The sequence below is a fragment of the Aquihabitans sp. G128 genome (genome assembly GCF_019048865.1).
Taxonomy (GTDB): Bacteria; Actinomycetota; Acidimicrobiia; order Acidimicrobiales; family Iamiaceae; genus Aquihabitans.
In genome coordinates this window covers 535,666-550,673 of the sequence record NZ_CP077604.1, presented here as the reverse complement: position 1 = coordinate 550,673, position 15,008 = coordinate 535,666, and the positions used below count along the sequence as shown (strand labels likewise).

Annotated in this window: 15 protein-coding genes, 1 tRNA gene and 2 pseudogenes; 6 read left to right on the top strand and 12 right to left on the bottom strand. The window is 70.7% G+C overall.

Annotation, left to right across the window (positions count from 1 at the left end):
• Positions 1 to 147 precede the first annotated feature (147 nt).
• Positions 148 to 1,740 (top strand): hypothetical protein, encoded by a 1,593-nt coding sequence (locus KSP35_RS02510; protein ID WP_216998668.1) that lies wholly within the window; start codon positions 148 to 150, stop codon positions 1,738 to 1,740.
• Here KSP35_RS02510 and KSP35_RS02505 read toward each other — a convergent pair.
• Positions 1,727 to 3,300 (bottom strand): annotated as a pseudogene (locus KSP35_RS02505) (flavin-containing monooxygenase). The gene KSP35_RS02510 and the pseudogene KSP35_RS02505 overlap by 14 nt on opposite strands.
• Positions 3,301 to 3,448: 148 nt before the next feature.
• On the opposite strand from KSP35_RS02505, the pseudogene KSP35_RS25455 reads away from it, so the two are divergent.
• From KSP35_RS25455 to KSP35_RS02495, 4 genes and pseudogenes are all read left to right on the top strand, one after another.
• Positions 3,449 to 3,628, top strand: a pseudogene (locus KSP35_RS25455) (RNA 2'-phosphotransferase); the annotation flags it as partial.
• 103 nt (positions 3,629 to 3,731) lie between these two features.
• Positions 3,732 to 4,076: an RNA 2'-phosphotransferase gene (locus KSP35_RS23890; RefSeq protein ID WP_371748944.1), complete on the top strand. Its 345-nt coding sequence runs from the start codon at positions 3,732 to 3,734 to the stop codon at positions 4,074 to 4,076.
• Complete coding sequence (locus KSP35_RS02500; RefSeq protein WP_254126941.1) at positions 4,073 to 5,236, top strand: pyridoxal phosphate-dependent aminotransferase; 1,164 nt, start codon at positions 4,073 to 4,075, stop codon at positions 5,234 to 5,236. The genes KSP35_RS23890 and KSP35_RS02500 overlap by 4 nt, the downstream gene beginning before the upstream one ends.
• 235 nt (positions 5,237 to 5,471) lie before the next feature.
• Positions 5,472 to 5,804: a hypothetical protein gene (locus KSP35_RS02495; protein WP_216998666.1), complete on the top strand. Its 333-nt coding sequence runs from the start codon at positions 5,472 to 5,474 to the stop codon at positions 5,802 to 5,804.
• A 77-nt stretch (positions 5,805 to 5,881) separates the two neighbouring features.
• On the opposite strand, the gene KSP35_RS02490 is transcribed toward KSP35_RS02495, so the two are convergent.
• The 5 genes from KSP35_RS02490 to KSP35_RS02470 form a co-directional block, all read right to left on the bottom strand.
• Entirely contained in the window at positions 5,882 to 6,706 is an 825-nt protein-coding gene (locus KSP35_RS02490) for an ABC transporter permease (RefSeq protein ID WP_216998665.1), read from the bottom strand.
• On the bottom strand, positions 6,703 to 7,470 hold the full coding sequence (locus KSP35_RS02485) for an ABC transporter ATP-binding protein (protein ID WP_216998664.1): 768 nt from the start codon (positions 7,468 to 7,470) through the stop codon (positions 6,703 to 6,705). The genes KSP35_RS02490 and KSP35_RS02485 overlap by 4 nt, the downstream gene beginning before the upstream one ends.
• Positions 7,457 to 7,756 carry a PqqD family protein gene (locus KSP35_RS02480; protein WP_216998663.1) on the bottom strand — a complete coding sequence of 100 codons (300 nt, stop codon included), beginning with the start codon at positions 7,754 to 7,756 and terminating at the stop codon, positions 7,457 to 7,459. The genes KSP35_RS02485 and KSP35_RS02480 overlap by 14 nt, the downstream gene beginning before the upstream one ends.
• Positions 7,757 to 7,940: 184 nt before the next feature.
• Positions 7,941 to 8,564: a hypothetical protein gene (locus KSP35_RS02475; RefSeq protein WP_216998662.1), complete on the bottom strand. Its 624-nt coding sequence runs from the start codon at positions 8,562 to 8,564 to the stop codon at positions 7,941 to 7,943.
• Positions 8,561 to 9,127, bottom strand: a complete 567-nt coding sequence (locus KSP35_RS02470) for a TetR/AcrR family transcriptional regulator (RefSeq protein WP_216998661.1) — start codon at positions 9,125 to 9,127, stop codon at positions 8,561 to 8,563. The genes KSP35_RS02475 and KSP35_RS02470 overlap by 4 nt, the downstream gene beginning before the upstream one ends.
• Positions 9,128 to 9,250: 123 nt before the next feature.
• On the opposite strand from KSP35_RS02470, the gene KSP35_RS02465 reads away from it, so the two are divergent.
• The gene (locus KSP35_RS02465) at positions 9,251 to 10,156 is read left to right on the top strand and encodes an SDR family oxidoreductase (protein WP_216998660.1); all 906 of its coding nucleotides are present in this window, start codon (positions 9,251 to 9,253) and stop codon (positions 10,154 to 10,156) included.
• Positions 10,157 to 10,532: 376 nt separating this feature from the next.
• Here KSP35_RS02465 and KSP35_RS02460 read toward each other — a convergent pair whose 3' ends face one another.
• From KSP35_RS02460 to secG, 6 genes are all read right to left on the bottom strand, one after another.
• On the bottom strand, positions 10,533 to 11,354 hold the full coding sequence (locus KSP35_RS02460) for a hypothetical protein (protein ID WP_216998659.1): 822 nt from the start codon (positions 11,352 to 11,354) through the stop codon (positions 10,533 to 10,535).
• Between the two features lie 38 nt (positions 11,355 to 11,392).
• Positions 11,393 to 11,776 (bottom strand): very short patch repair endonuclease, encoded by a 384-nt coding sequence (locus KSP35_RS02455; RefSeq protein ID WP_216998658.1) that lies wholly within the window; start codon positions 11,774 to 11,776, stop codon positions 11,393 to 11,395.
• Between the two features lie 52 nt (positions 11,777 to 11,828).
• Positions 11,829 to 12,995, bottom strand: a complete 1,167-nt coding sequence (locus KSP35_RS02450) for a DNA cytosine methyltransferase (RefSeq protein WP_216998657.1) — start codon at positions 12,993 to 12,995, stop codon at positions 11,829 to 11,831.
• Positions 12,996 to 13,255: 260 nt separating this feature from the next.
• Complete coding sequence (locus tag KSP35_RS02445; RefSeq protein WP_216998656.1) at positions 13,256 to 13,936, bottom strand: hypothetical protein; 681 nt, start codon at positions 13,934 to 13,936, stop codon at positions 13,256 to 13,258.
• A gap of 648 nt (positions 13,937 to 14,584) precedes the next feature.
• Positions 14,585 to 14,673: transfer RNA gene (locus KSP35_RS02440), tRNA-Leu, on the bottom strand.
• A 71-nt stretch (positions 14,674 to 14,744) separates the two neighbouring features.
• Complete coding sequence (secG, locus tag KSP35_RS02435) at positions 14,745 to 14,936, bottom strand: preprotein translocase subunit SecG (protein WP_371748943.1); 192 nt, start codon at positions 14,934 to 14,936, stop codon at positions 14,745 to 14,747.
• Between the last annotated feature and the right edge of the window lie 72 nt (positions 14,937 to 15,008).

Below are 15,008 nucleotides of genomic sequence, written 5' to 3'. Positions count from 1 at the left end.
CCCTCGACTGGAAGCACCCGGTGGTCGACAAGGCCAACATCGCCCAGTCCTCGCCCGTGGTGGTGGCCAACGGCGGCAACCCGTTCGTGGTGGCCGGCGACCTCAAGGGCAACCTGCGGGCGTTCTACCTGGGCTCGGGGGGGCGCCGTGCCGGGCTGGTCGAACGTGAACACCGGCTTCGAGGTGAAGGCCCCGCTCTCCTCCGACGGCACCAACGTGTACGTCCCGGTGGCCACCGACGGCAAGGACAACTACCCCCAGTTCAAGAAGTACAACGCCTCGGGCGGGCTGGTCTGGAACAGCAACCCGGCCACGGCGTACCCCTCCTCCGGCGGCTTCCTGCTCGCCGGCCTGTCGCTGGCGAAGGTGGCCGGCGCATGGAAGGCGTTCGGCGCCTCGTCGGGCCACTGGGTCTACGGCGTCGACGGGGCCACGGGCCGCCAGACCTGGAAGTTCCGCAACGCCGAGTCGACCATGGCCACGCCCGCGCTGGCCAACTTCCTCGGCAGCGCCGGGCCCCAGGTCGTCTTCAGCAACGACAAGAACCGGGGCGACGACCCCAACGGCAAGAACGGCGGCCACCTCCGCCTGTTCACCTTCGACGGCAAGCAGTTCTGCACCGCCAGCCAGCCCGTCAACGGCGACACCTACCGGGCCTCGGGCTACAACAACTCCTCCCCCGCCATCACCGAGGTGGGCGGTCGGGCCTTGATCTTCTTCGGCTCCACCGGGCCGGTGCAGACCGGCGTCGGCGGCAACCAGATCGTGGCCTACGACACCGGCTGCCTGCGCCGCTGGGCCTCGGCCCCGTTCGCCGGCCAGGCCGTGGCGTCGCCCACCGTCGCCGACGTGCTCGGCACGGGCACCCCGCAGGTGGTGCAGATCGTGCCGGTCATCGAGAGCGCCACCTTCACGTACCCGCGGGTCTACGTGCTCGACGCCGCCACCGGCCGCACGCTCGTCGACAGCGGCACCAAGCTGCGCAGCTACGGCGGCAACCTCGGCTACCCGTCGTCGATCTCGGCGGTCACCGCCGACGTGAACGGCGACGGCACCCAGGACATCTTCGTCCCGGGCAACAAGCTGCTCGTCCTCAACGGCGAGACCATGGGCGTGCTCTCGGCGCTCGACATCGGCGGTGCCATCCAGAACTCGCCGGTGGTGACCGCCGAGCCCGGGGGCGGCGTGCGGGTCACGATCGCCGGCTACTCGGGCAACAACGGCAACGGCGTCTCCGGCGGCATCGTGCGCTCGTGGACCACCCGGACCGGTTCGCTCGGCAGCAGGGGCTGGCCCGAGTTCGGCCACGACCCGCAGCTGTCGGGCCTGCAGGGCACCCTCCACCCGCCCTACAACCAGCTCGTCGAGGGCCAGTCGCTCTCGGCCGGCGTGTCGATCACCAGCTCCGAGGGCGGCTACAAGGCGTCGATGCAGCGCGACGGCAACTTCGTGGTGTCGAACCCGAACGGCACGGCCCGCTGGTCCACCCGCACGAACGTGCCGGGCTCGAAGCTCTACGTCCGCACCAACGGCACCCTCGAGGTCGTCACGCCGGGGGGGCACGGTGGTGTGGCGGGGCGGCAAGGTGGTCGCCGACGGCGTCGAGCGCCTGGTGATGAGCGCCGACGGCTACATCCGCATCTACAGCGCCACACCCGTGGGCGTGGAGCGCACGGCCAAGCCCACCAACACCTGGTCGAACAAGGGCTTGTGAACGGCCTGACGCTCAGGCCAGGGTGAACCCCGGGTACCCGTCGGCGGCGACCTGGTCGGCGTGGGCGCGGTACTCGGGGAACCCGGGCAGCGGCATGAACACCCGGGTCTTGCCGGGCACGTTGGCGCCCAGGTACCAGGAGTTGCACGACGGGAACAGGGTGAACGACGCCACCACGTTCACGTACTCGACCCACTCGTCCACCGCTGCGGGCTGGGCCTCGATGGTGCGCAGCCCGGCGGCGCGCAGGTGCTCGACGCAGGCCGTGATCCAGTCGACGTGGTGCTCGATGCTCACGACCATGTTGGTGAGCACCGACGGGCTGCCCGGTCCGGTCACGGTGAACAGGTTGGGGAAGCCCACGATGCCGAGGCCCAGCAGCGTCCGCGGCCCGGCCTCCCACGTCGCCGCAGGGTCAGGCCGCCGCGGCCGGTGATGTCGATGCGCAGCAGCGAGCCGGTCATGGCGTCGAAGCCGGTGGCGAAGACGATGGCGTCCAGCTCCACCTCCCCGGCGGTGGTGCGGATCCCGGCGGGCGTGATCGCCTCGATGGGCGTCTCGGTGAGGTCGACGAGCGACACGTTGGGCCGGTTGAACGTGTCGTAGTAGCCGCTGTCGATGCAGAGCCGCTTGCAGCCGATGACCTGCTCGGGCACCAGCCGCTCGGCCACCTCGGGGTCGGCCACGGTCGCCCGGATCTTGTCCCGCACGAACGCCGCCGCGGTGGCGTTGGCGTCGCGGTCGAGCAGCAGGTCGTTGAACGAGCCCAGGAACGTGAAGCCACCCCGCTCCCAGCGGGCCTCGTACTCGGCCAGGCGGTCGTCCTCGTCCACCTGGAGGGCGCCGACGTCGCGGCGCGGGATGCGGGAGCCGAACGCCACCGGCATCTGGCGGTTGGCCTCGCGGAGCTCGGCGTAGCTCGCCTTGACCTGGGCCACCTCGGCCGGATCGATCGGGCCGTTGCGGGCCGGCACGGTGTAGGCCGCGGTGCGCTGGAACACGGTGAGCTCGGCCGCCTGCTCGGCGATGATCGGGATGGACTGGATGCCCGAGCTGCCGGTGCCGATCACCCCCACCCGCTTGCCGGTGAGGTCGACGCCCTCGTGGGGCCACCGGCCGGTGTGGAACGTGGCGCCGGTGAAGGACTCGGCGCCCTCGATGGCCGGCGTCATGGCCGACGACAGGCAGCCGGTGGCCATGACCAGGAACGCGCAGTCGTAGCCGTCGCCCGCATCGGTGTCGACCAGCCAGCGAGCTCGGTCCTCGTCGAACGTGGCGGCCAGCACCCGGGTGTCGAAGCGGATGCCGTCGCGCAGGGCGAACCGGTCGGCGACGTGGCCGAGGTAGCGGAGGATCTCGGGCTGGCCGGCGTAGCGCTCGGTCCACTCCCACTCCTGTTGGAGGTCCTCGTCGAACGAGTACGAGTACTCGACGCTCTCCACGTCGCAGCGGGCGCCCGGGTACCGGTTCCAGTACCAGGTGCCGCCCACGTCGGAGCCGGCCTCCACCACCTGCACGTCGAGGCCGAGGCCCCGGGCCCGGTGGAGCTGGTAGAGCCCGGCGAAGCCGGCCCCCACGATGACCATGTCGACGCTGCGTCGCGGTGCGGACACCCGTGCTCCCCTGTTCGGCTCGGCTCCCCGCCGGGGACCGTAGAGGGCGCGCCGTCCGCCTGCTGGCCGGTCGCCCTCGCTACGGTCCGGGCATGCGCAGCAGAGCAGGGCGGGCCCCACGATGAGCGGATCGGTGCGCAAGCGCAGCCACCAGCTCTCCTGGTTGCTGCGGCACGGCGCAACCGAGGCCGGGCTGCCGATGGACGCCGCCGGATGGTCGAGCGTGGCCGACGTCCTGGCGTGCAGCGGCCTCACCCGCGAGCAGCTGCTCGAGGTGGTGGCCACCAGCGACAAGGGCCGTCTCCAGCTCGACGAGGGCGGCGACCACGTCCGCGCCTGCCAGGGCCACTCGACCGCCACCATGCCGGTCACGGCCGACGCGCTTCGAGGCGACCTGGGAGCGCATCGAGCCCGCGACCTCGCTGTGGCACGGCACCTCGATCGCCGCCATCGAAAGCATCGCCGCCTCCGGCCTCGACCCTGCGGCGCGGACCCACGTCCACCTCGCCCCAGCCGTGGATGCCAAGGTCGGCAAGCGGGCCTCGGTCGACCTGGTGCTGGAGGTCTCCCCCAGCCGCCTCGCCGAGAACGGCCTCCCCGTGTTCCGGGCGCCGAACGGGGTGCTGCTGGTGCGCTCGGTGCCCCCGCAGGCCGTCGTCGGCCTCCGCGCCACCTCGGCGCGCGGCCACGACGAGGTCGCTCGGGCGCGGGCCCTGTTCGGCTTGCCCCCTACGCTCGACGACCGATGAGCGACGAGAACCGGTACCTGGCCTCGCGGTTGCACGGGCTGGGCACCACGATCTTCGCCGAGATGTCGGCGCTGGCCGCCCGCACCGGCGCCATCAACCTGGGCCAGGGGTTCCCCGACACCGACGGGCCGACCGCGGTGGCCGACGCCGCCGTCGCCGCCATCCGCGACGGGCAGAACCAGTACCCGCCGGGGCCCGGGATCGAGCCGCTGCGGCGGGCCATCGCGGAGCACCAGCAGCGCTTCTGGGGCCTGACCGTCGATCCCGACACCGAGGTGCTGGTGACCGCCGGGGCCACCGAGGCCATCGCCGCGGCGCTGCTGGCCCTGTGCGAGCCCGGCGACGAGGTGGTCGCCTTCGACCCCACCTACGACAGCTACCGCGCGGCGGCGGCCATGGCCGGCGCCACCGTGCGCCCCGTGGTGCTGCGCCCGCCCGACTTCGCCGCCGACCTCGACGCCCTCGCCGCGGCCATCACGCCGCGCACGCGCCTGCTCCTGCTCAACACGCCGCACAACCCGACCGGCAGGGTGTTCACCGTCGACGAGCTGGGCGCCATCGCCGCGCTGTGCGTCGAGCGGGACCTGCTGGTGGTGAGCGACGAGGTCTACGAGCACCTCGTCTACGACGGCGAGCACCGACCCATCGCCGGCTTCCCGGGCATGGCCGAGCGGACCCTCACCATCTCCTCGGCGGGCAAGACGTTCTCGTTCACCGGCTGGAAGGTCGGCTGGGCGTGCGGTCCGGCCGAGCTGGTGGCGGCCGTGCGCACCACCAAGCAGTTCCTCACCTACGTCAACGGCGCGCCGTTCCAGCCTGCGGTGGCCGTCGGCCTCGGCTTGGAAGACGACTTCTTCGCCGACCTGCGCGACGGCCTGCGGGCCCGGCGGGACCAGCTGGTGGCCGGCCTGGACGCCGCCGGGTTCGACGTGTTCGTGCCCCAGGGGACCTACTTCGTGACCGCCGACATCCGCCCGCTGGGCGCCACCGACGGCCTGGAGCTGTGCCGCGCGCTGCCCGAGCGCTGCGGGGTGGTGGCCGTGCCCACCAGCGTCTTCTACGGCGATCCCGCCGACGGCCGCCACCTGGTGCGGTTCGCGTTCTGCAAGCGCCCCGAGGTGCTGGCCGAAGCGGTCGAGCGCCTCGCCACCCTGGCCTGACGGCCGACCACCGAGCCGCCCCACACCTGCTCTGACCAGGCCTTCCACCCACCCGGTCACCCGTCTGAGCAACGAGAGCATCCGGGCCGCCCAGGTTGAGCACCCGCTGCTCAGGGCACGTCGCCGGGACCGTCTTACCTTCACCTCACGGCACCACCGTGGTGCCGCCGGCGACCGAGACCCGGTCGCCACCAAGTGCGGAGGACTCCCCATGCGACGTGTACTCGGACTGCTCATGTGTGCCGGCCTGCTCGTGACCGGCGCCGCCGGCTGCAGCAGCAGCGGCAGCGACAAGGCCTCGGACAAGACCGAAGCCGTCTCCACCAACGACGGCGGCGAGGGCAGCGGCAACGCCGACGTCACCGCCTACTGCAAGGCCGTCGACTCCTTCGTGAAGAAGGCCAAGGCCGCCCAGGGCGACGCCGCCAAGGCGCAGGCCCTCACCGCCGACAGCCAGGACCTGGCCAAGAAGGCCCAAGCCCTCGCCACCGCGAACCTGAGCGCCGACGACGCCCAGGTCGTGGCCGACTGCACCAAGAAGTCGACCGACGCCCTGATGCCCGGCTGAGCCGAACCCCCCTGCCGCCGGGCCCCGCCTTCCTCCCCGAGGGCGGGGCCCCGCCGCGCCTCGCCGCAGCCGCCGGCTCAGTAGGTGCCGAGGGTGCCGAGGCGCATGCAGGTGCGGATCGACCAGCGGAAGCACCACAGCGACCCCGGCAGCAGCACCGCGGTGAACCCGGCCAGCACCAGCGTGGGGGCCAGCGCGTCGCCCGCTCCCCCGCCGATCAGGACTGCCCGCAGCCCCTGGAGGCTGTAGTAGCTGGGGAACAGGTGCGCCGACCAGCGGATGCCCCGGGGCAGCAGCGAGATCGGGAAGAACGCCCCGCCGAGGAAGGTCGACAGCTGGGCGGCCAGCACGGCGATGGGGTCGCCCCGCTTCGTCAGCACGATGAACGAGGCCGACAGGATGCCGATGGCCGAGAACACCGCCAGCGTCAGCCCAGCGATGGGGATGGCCAGCAGCACGCCGGTGATCGGGAAGCGGGCGCCGAAGAAGGCCACGCCCACCACCATGAAACCGACCACGCTGAGCATGGCCATGGCGAAGGGGACCACGAGCGAGCCGAGCAGGAACGTCGCCAGGTCGACCGGCGACGCCAGCACCACCTCGAGGGTGCCGAGGCTCTGCTCCTCGCCGAGGCGAGCGCCGAAGGTGCGCAGGCCGGCGGTGAGGAAGGCCAGCATGCTGATGCCGATGAGGGCGAAGGTGAAGTAGTCGCCGCCGTACTGGGCCAGCTCCGGTGGGCTGCGGACCAGCTTGGCGGTGATCGACAGGCTGGCCACCACGAACCCGGTCTGGGCCAGCCGCATGACCAGCTGGAACTGGTACGAGCGCTGCATCCGCCAGTCCCGCCGGGCGATGGCGGCCACGGTGCGCAGGCGGCTGGGCCGCACCACGTCGGCGGTCACGGGGCCGACTCCGTCGGTTCGGTGAGCAGGCGGCGCAGGACCTGGTGGCTGGGGCTGCGGTCGTCGGCCAGGGTGTCGACGGGACCGTCGAAGCGCACGGTGCCGTCGACCAGGGCCACCACGCGGTCGCACCACGCCGCCACCTCGTCGAGGCGGTGGCTGGAGAGCAGGATGGCCCGGCCGGCGTCGGCCTGGGCCCGGATGAGGAGGCCCAGCTCCTCGCTCACCACCGGGTCGAGGCTGCGGGTGGGCTCGTCGAGCACCAGCAGCGGCGGTTGGTGGAGCAGGGCCCGCGCCAGGTTCAGGCGGGCCTTCATGCCCGACGAGTACCCGAACACCCGCTTGCCGTCGAGGGCCAGGCCCACCGACTCGGCGGCAGCTGCGGCGGCGAGGTTCGCCTGCTCGCGGTCGAGGCCCTGGAGCTGGCCGAAGAACTCCAGGTTCTGCCGCCCGTTGAGCCGCCAGTACAGCCCGCGGTCGTCAGCCAGCACGAGGCCCATCGCCGCCTGCCGCTGGCGCACCGTGGTCGTACCTCGGAGGCTGATGGTGCCCTCGTCAGGGTCGAGCAGCCCGGCGATGAGCTTGATGAGCGTCGACTTGCCGGCCCCGTTGGGCCCGATCAGGCCGACGACCTCGCCGGCGCCGACGCGCAGGTCGACCTGGTGCAGGGCGCGCACGGTCTCGTCGGTCGCCGTGCGCACCAGCGGCTTGAGCCACCGGGGCGGCGGGCCGTAGGACTTGCTGGCGCCCTCAACCGTCAGCATCGGTGCGCACCGCCAGACCGGCGGCCACGAGCTCGGCGACGAAGCGCTCGACGTCGGCGGCGATCACCTCGCGGTCGGTCGACGTGGTGCGACCCAGGACGTGGTCGGTGAGCGCCTCGACGTCGCGCTCGCCGTCGAGCGCCCACCAGACGATCGAGCCCACCGGGTTCAGGGTGAGGATCTCCATGCCGGCCGAGTCGACCACGAGCGTCTTGTCGCCCACCCGCTCCGCGGCGGCTCCCGCCGCCCTCACCACGATCACCAGCGACCCTCCCGAATCAGACATTTCCGAAGCTAGTGGGGCGGTCGGGTCACCCTCGGCAGCCCGGTGCCCGGGCCCGTCGCCCACCCGGGTGGTTCGCCGTGCGAGGGGCGTCGGCCACCTGCGGCCCGCTCGGCGTCGCTCGGGGTCGGCGGTGCGGGCGGGGCAGCGGCTCCTGACCCCTTCCCGGTGCGGCGGTCCGCTCGGGTCAGTAGGCCGAGAGGCGGGCGGCGGTGCGCCAGGCGTCGACCACGGCGGTGCGGGTGGCCGGGCGGGTGTTCCAGTTGGTGGGCGACGGGTGCGGGCAGTCGATGACCGCGCCGGCGAAGTCGTCGGGCCGGTGGGCGGTCCACGACGCCTTGGCGGCAGCGCCGGCGAGGATCACGCAGCGGACGTTCGGCAGCAGGGCGAGGAGCTCGGCCAGCAACGGGCCGGGGTCGCCGACGTCGCCGGGCTCCGGCGGCCGGGCCTTGGCCGAACCGGAGACGTACGGCGTGATGCTCCCGTGCACCACCCGCCGGCGGTCGACCTTGGCGTCCACCCGTGCCTGCCAGGTGTTCGCCGCGGTCGCATCGTCGTTGTCGCACGAGGCGATCCCGGAGCCGCCATGCTCCTTGGTCGACTTGGGGCCCGGCGCGCCGAGCAGCCAGAGGATGGTGGCGTCGACCCCGCCGTCGGCCGGGTCGAACCACGGCACGATGGCATCGCCGCCGAGCCGGGCCCGCAGCAGGAACACCCACTCGTTCAGCGGCGCCACGTGCGGCTCCGAGATCCGATCCAACCGCGCCCGCAGCACCGCCGGATCCTTCAGCCCCCGAGGCCCATCGCTCATCCCCCCAGCGTCCCACGCAGCTCGTCGGCCGAGGTGCGGATCCACCAGGACAGCGTGTGGTCGCCCGGCTCGCGGACCCAGGCCTCGAACGCCACGCGGAAGACGGCGATGCCAGCTTCGGCGGCCAGGCGGTCCGCCGGCTCGCCCACGCCGCGCTCGCGCAGCGCACCGGCGACCGCGGTGGCGAGGGTGGCCAGCTTGATGAGCTCGCGCTCCTGCAGCTCGGGGCTGGCGTCGATGATGGCCTGGCGGAAGCGGGGCCGCTCGGCGTCGGCGTCGAAGAACCCGACGGCGGCCGCCTGCAGCGCCGCCACCACCGCCTCGACCGGGGCCAGTGCGGCATCGGCGTCCTGGACCTCTCGGACCAGCAGCTCCTGGAGCAGCGACGAGCCCTGGAACAGGACCTCGCGCTTGTCGGCGAAGTGGCGGAAGAACGTGCGCTCGGTGAGCCCGGCCCGATCGGCGATGGCGGCGACGGTGGTGGCCTCGAAGCCGTGCTCGGCGTAGAGCTCCATGGCCGCTCGTTCGAGCCGGCCTCGGGAGCCGGGTGCCCATCGCCCCATGCGGTGATCCTAGGCGGGTGCGATGGCAGTCGCTGCCATCGCTGGTACGGTGATGTCAGTTGCTGCCATCGCTCGGCCATCGGGGTCGCGGCGCGGCCGCACACCGACCCAGGAGGTCACCCCATGCTGGTCTTCATCACCGGCGCTTCCGGCCACGTCGGCTCCGCCCTCATCCCCGAGCTCCTCGCCCACGGCCACCACGTGGTGGGCCTGGCCCGCTCCGATGACGCCGCGGCGACCGTGGCGGCCACCGGCGCCGAGGTGCTGCGGGGCGACCTCGACGACCTCGACGGCCTGGGTGCTGCGGCCGCGGCCGCTGACGGCGTGATCCACCTGGCCTTCAAGCACGATGCCATGGCGGCGGGCGACTACCAGACAGCGATCGAGTCCGACCTGGCCGCCATCGGCGCCATGGCCGGCGCCCTCGACGGCACCGACAAGCCGTTCGTCGGCACCTCGGGCACCCTGATGCTGGCCTTCGGCGGTGTGGAGGGCACGGGCACCGAGGACATCGTGCTCGAGGCCGGGCCGCGCACCGGCGCCGAGAACTTCGTCATCGCCCTGGCCGACCGGGGTGTCCGCTCGTCGGTGGTGCGCCTGCCGCCCACGGTGCACAGCTCGCTCGACCACCACGGCTTCATCCCGATGATCATCGGCTTCGCCCGCGAGCACGGTGAGGCGGCCTACATCGGCGACGGCGCCAACCGCTGGCCCGCCGGCCACACCCTCGACGCCGCCCGCCTCTACCGCCTCGCCCTCGAGGGCGCTCCCGCCGGCACCCGCCTCCACGCCGTCGGCGACGAGGGCGTGGCGTTCCGCGCCATCGCCGAGACCATCGGCCGCAACCTCGGCATCCCCACCGTCAGCGTCACCGCCGAGGAAGCCCCGTCCCGCTTCAGCTACCTCGCCACCTTCGCCGGCCTCGACAACCCCACCTCCAGCGCCGCCACCCAGTCCCTGTTGGACTGGCACCCCACCGAGGCCGGCCTGTTGGCCGACCTGGACGAAGGCCACTACTTCCACAGTTGAGCGTCCGCCACCCCCGGCTGTACGTCCAGCGGGCCGGCGTCATTCAGCCAGTACGGGCTATGGCCGCCGTGTACCTCGGCCGTTCCGATCGCCGCGGGCGGGGTTGTAACCAGGTCGCCCCACTCGGGTTCGACCAACCTCGCTCAGGCGCTTGAAGACGTCAGCGTCCTGTTGCGCTGTGGCATCATGAACTGCCGCCTCCTGCGCCTCAGCGACTGACGGGTCACGTTCCGAGTTCGTTGCCATGCAAGGGTTTCTATCGCCTCGATCAGCATTTCGGCGTAAACTCCCGGCGCAAAATGTCACCCCGCCACAGCCCTGTCGAGACGGCGGCGAGTCCAACGCTCTCAACCCACCAGTTCGCGCGACCGCAACCTCAGGCGCCACGGAAGCGGACGTCGTACTCGTTCGCGATGCGCAGGATCATGCGGTCGTACTGATAGTTCACCGGTACGGCGGGCGCGGTCGGGATGGTCACCTGGCTTCCGTCGTTCGTGAGGTCGACGAGGACGATGCCGAGCCCGTCATACCCCACGCCCTCGTCGCCCGAGCGCCGAGGCAGCTGCTCGACCTTCGCAATCGCACCGAGGGCGTCGGCCGGTTGCTTGTGGCGGTTCCGCTTGCCGACCGGCGAGACGAACTCGTCGGCGACGTTCACGATGGCGAGGCCGACGGCCAGCGCCCGGTTCGACGCCCCGTGGATTACGGCGTGCGAAGAGTTCAGCTCGTCGTAGAGCCGCGGATACGACTTGGTGAACGCCGTCATGCAGGCCTTCGACTCGAGGGCGAGGTGGACGGCTCCGACATCACCTTCGAGTGGGTCCGGAATTGTGGCGAGCACAGCTCGCTGTGCCGGCGTGAGCTCCATGTCGAAGACGGCCGGCAGCTCGGAGAACCGGCGCGGGTCGCGCGTCAGGGTCCAGCCGGCATCGTTCGGTCGAGCGATCACCAGGTCCAGGTTCTTCGAGCGATTCGCTGCGTAGTCCTGCATCTTGTGATCGAGACCGAACACGACCTTTCCCTGCTCGACGTGCTGCCGGAGAAGGCTGGAGTGGACGAGTAAATCGAAGAGGACGCCCCAGCAGGACGTCAGGGAGTGACGGGCGCCTCGTGAGTGGTACTGCCACAGTGCTGGCTCCTTCGTGCGCGTCAGCGCCGGAACCGTGAGTGTCTGAGCGAGGATCCCCGGTCCTTCCACGGACCGAAGCTAACGGGCCGCAGACATCCCACCGGTGATCATGCGGGACCGAGCCGCGAACGAACGGCAGCCTCGACCTTTTCCGCCGCCTCGCCGGCGTCCTCATGCTCCCAGATCCGCACGACGATCCAGCCGGCTTCATCCAGCCGCTCGTCGGTGTCTCGATCCCGGCGCTCGTTCGCATCCAGCTTGTCCGACCACCATTGGCCATTCGCCTTGGGTGCAGAGGCGTGGATCGGGCATCGGTGCCAGAAGCAGCCGTCCACGTACACCGCCACCTGGGCCCGGGTGAAGACGAGATCGGCCCGACGGCGTAGGCCCTTCAGCGGTGCGGTGTCGACTCGGTAGCGGAGCCCACGAGCCCAGACGGCCCTCCTGAGCGCGAGCTCGGGGCCGGTGTCCCTTCGCCGCTGGTTCTGCATCCGCTTGCGAACGACTTCGGAGGATGCTGCCGGGCGCCCGGAGGTCGGGCGGTCAGGCGACGGACAACTCCGAGCTCATGTATCCGATGTGCTCGGACATGTCGTCGAGAAAACCATCGGCGAAGCGCAGGTTGCCGCGATTCGCCCGGGAGAGGAAGCCCGAGGCGGCCCGCAGCGAGAGCGGTTGTGCGGCTTCGAGGTCCACGACATCGTGGAGGTGCTGGTACGGCTCGTGGGTCGGCCACATGGTCACGTCGACAGCCCATACCTTTCCGCCCGACCCGTACGCCGCCGTCGGCCACCGATCTCCGGCCGAGACCATCCGGCCATCGAGGATGGGGTCTCCCGGGTTCCGTAGCCGGCTGCCGACCCAGGAGGAGACACCAACGGTCACCGCGTTGCCGGTGAGCTTCCATCGGGTCCCGCGGCTCTTCTCGAGGTCGTCGGCCGGTGCGGTCCACCCTCTCGGGAAGCCCTGCATCTGCTCGGCCTCCTCGACCGACGGCAGCACGATCCGCAGACCGAGCGGAGCCTGCGGGTTCCAGATGCCGGGCTGCGACGGGATGCCGATGGTGGAGCCGCCCTTGAGCGTCGGCACGGCATCTCTCGCCCAGCCCACCCCGCGAAGGCCTTCGGTCCAGTAGAAGCCGTGGCACTGGTCTGCGTAGCGGTCGTCGGCGGGCTCGCCGGCATCGTCCGCGAACAGGACGGCGCGAGGATCGATCTTTCGCGAGGCGAGGAAGATCACCCGCTGCCGCCGCTGTGGCACCCCGGCAAATCGGGAGTCGACCAGGCGGTAGGCCCACTTGTAGCCCAGACCCTCGAGCTCGTCGGTGAGGTACCGCATGGCGGTACCTCCATCGAGCACCAGCATGTTGCGCACGTTCTCGAGCATCAGCATTGGTGCCCTCGGCCGCTTCAGGAGCCGGAACACCTCCCCCACCAGCCCGGAGGCCTCACCCTTGATGCCGTTCATCCGACCGGCCTGGGACAGGTCCGTGCACGGGAAACCTGCCGAAACGAGGTCCACCTTGGGAAGCGACCTGAGGTCGCGCACGTCCTCGACCAGGTGAACATCGGGGAACTGGGTCGCGAGCACGTGATGGGCCGGTTGCCAGTACTCGCAGAGCAGCTCGGACCTGCCGCCGTGGCGGGCGAGTCCGGACTCGATCCCGCCGATTCCGGCGAAGAGCCCGGCGACGGAGAAGGCGTCGGGCATCGTCACACCGGCCAAACTACACACTTGGAACTCGTCATCGAGAGGCTTCCTCGACCAGACTTGGGGATCGAACAGACGTTCGTGAGCGTAGTCGGGTTCGGCGAGTGAGACAGGCATCCGAGGCCTCCAGGTTCCGGCGCCGACATACGGCGCGTTGGGTTCCTGGGGTGGGGCTCGGGCCACGCTCACCCGATCGTCCGAGGCGATGTGGTCACCTCAGCAGCGCTGACGAGTGTCTCAGCGCTGGACCGCCTGAAAGGCTAGCTCGGATCGGGTGCGAACTCGAACGCCGGGTTGTTGCGGTGCTCGAAGATGGCGGCGCATTGGCCTAGGGCTGCGTCGAGCGAAAGGGTGCTCCGGTCCCCCGGCCGTCCGACCTTCGGCGGGGCAAGAGCAAGATCGTGCACCGGCCAGAGTCGTACATCTGTGGATTCGGGATCGTAGATGCAAATGAAGAAGGCTTCGAAGAGATCCGGCTCGTCTTCCGGTTCTGGACGAGGGGTCCGACTTCGGAAGTACCGGACCGCAGCCGCGAAGCTTGAGACTCCGGCCTCCTCACCGTGTCCCCGCCCCCCGTCGTCACAGCAGCTGATCGGCATGAAGAGAAATCCCACCAGGACGGCGAACGGCTGCCGACGGTGGTAGTCCATCGCCTCGGCTCGCAACTCGTTGTCGTTGCGGGAGTAGTTCTTGGTAAAACGCTTCGTTCCCGGGTCGGGGCCGGCGATGGTCTTGATCGAGAGGCCGAGTCCGAGTCCCATCTCCGGCGTCGAGTAATTGACATCAAGCTTCTTGAGTCCTCGGGATGTCCGAGACGGCGACTCGAATCCTCCCCGATCGTCGGGAAGCACGCCCTGAAAGCCCTCGGCTCGTAAACCGTTCGCAAGGAGCACGGCCAGCGCGTTCGACAGAAAGCCTCCGTAGGTGCGCTTGCCGGCCATGGGCGCTGCGTAGGCAAGGGCCTCGGAGATGTGACTAATGGCTGGATCGGGCGCTGGATAGCTCCTCCTCGACCTGGTCGGGAAGTCACGACGGACGCTCGCAGTGCCACCTGCGTTGTAGCTGGCTACCCACCGGTCCACCTCGGACCTAGGCACGCCGAGACCTTCGGCCACGCTCGTCGGGTTCTCCCCGCCGATGACCCTCTTCGCGGCCTTGAGCTTCCCCGCTAAGGTCGGCGGCTTTTCTGTTTGCGTCCCTTCAGTGAGCTCGCCCGGTCCGCTCACTGCGGCGCCTTTGCTTTCGGCCGTCGCGAGAGTCCTCGGGTCGAGCCCGGTGGGTTGACCTCTGCTCGGGGGGCCCGGCGGCGGAGCTCGCGTGCCCTGACCGGTTCGCCTGGCTCAGTCAGTCTCGCCATGGGGCGAAGGTAGTTGAACCGGCCGTGACTCCTGGGCAACGCGGAAGGCTTCGCCATTCTGGAGGTTGACGTCACTGAGACTCGACAGCCTCCGCCCCTACGAAGCCGACGCCGATGATCGCGAACTGCGCCGGACTGCCACGTGCTGACAAAGCGCCGACATCGGGCGATTCTGGGCGGTTGAGCGGTCGGCTAAAACCAGCAGTGACCAGCACTTTCGTGCTGGTCACCTTGGTGTCGAAGGGGGGGGACTTGAACCCCCACGCCCCTAAGGGCACTAGCCCCTCAAGCTAGCGCGTCTGCCAATTCCGCCACTTCGACGTGGCCATCGGGATCACCGATGCGGGTTGCAAACCTAGCGCACGGATGCGCCGGGGTCGAAACGAGATCGCTCAGGTGGGCGTGCTCATGAGCAGGCCGAGGGCGAGGGTCGTGAACACGAAGATCACGGCCGCCACGACGGTGATGCGGTCCAGGTTCTTCTCCACCACGGTGGAGCCCTGCGCCGCGGCGCCCATGCCGCCGCCGAACATGTCGGAGAGGCCGCCGCCCTTGCCGCTGTGCAGCAGGACGAGCCCGAGCATGCCGGCCGAGACGATGACGTGGATCGTGACGAGGATGTAGGTGAGCACGGAGCGCCTTTCGAAAGCGATGCC